Origin of the sequence: Sphingobium sp. MK2 (assembly GCF_040170545.1) — a bacterium.
GTDB lineage: Bacteria > Pseudomonadota > Alphaproteobacteria > Sphingomonadales > Sphingomonadaceae > Sphingobium.
Genome location: NZ_JAZDXA010000115.1, coordinates 1 through 744 on the forward strand (window position 1 = coordinate 1; position 744 = coordinate 744).

Below are 744 nucleotides of genomic sequence, written 5' to 3' on the forward strand. Positions count from 1 at the left end.
TCGCTTCAATCCGCATGCTCACGCGCAGAACCGCAAGATATTGCTTCGCTTGAGAAACTTCTGAATCAGGCACTTAGTTTTCGCTCTAACTCATCGCACCCAATCGAAAATTTATTTGCGCAACCCTATTGCCCATAATGTTGCATGAGAGGGTTACGTGGAGTTTCAGCCATACAGGCAGTGGCAAGTCTTTGACGATGCAGGCCGCAGAAAGTACGCGAATCAACGCGAGCGTCGCCGCCTATTGATAGCGGCAGATAGGTGTCGTCCAGACATCCGCGCGCTGGTGCTTTTCCTCGTTTTTTCAGGATGCCGCATCTCTGAAGCCTTGGCGTTGAGGGTCGAGCATTTCGACGAGGAAGCGAACACCGTCACCATCCGCACGCTCAAGCGCCGTCGATTGTCCTTTCGTTGCGTACCTATACCGCCAGACCTATGCCGGATGGTGTTGGCGCTGCCGACGCCATCCGGCTCGCGGATTTGGCGGATGCACCGAGTAACGGCGTGGCGACATGTGAAGGCGCTTTTTGATGAGGAGCAAGTGACAGGACCTATGGCCTGTTGCCGAGGGCTTCGCCACGGCTTCGGTATTCGAGCCGCCGTCAATAGCGTTCCCCCCAACATCATCCAGAAATGGATGGGGCATGCGCTACTTTCGACCACAGTTTGAAGCGCCCCGGGTTTCCAGGAGGCTCCAACTTGTGAGAAGGAGCATCCGTTATGAGCAAGACAACCAACAAATTT

General features: G+C 54.7%; 1 protein-coding gene. It reads left to right on the forward strand.

Annotated features, from left to right (window positions below; genetic code table 11):
* Positions 1–157 precede the first annotated feature (157 nt).
* Positions 158–670 carry a tyrosine-type recombinase/integrase gene (locus V2I08_RS20555; RefSeq protein ID WP_349636590.1) on the forward strand — a complete coding sequence of 171 codons (513 nt, stop codon included), beginning with the start codon at positions 158–160 and terminating at the stop codon, positions 668–670.
* The last annotated feature ends 74 nt before the right edge of the window (positions 671–744 follow it).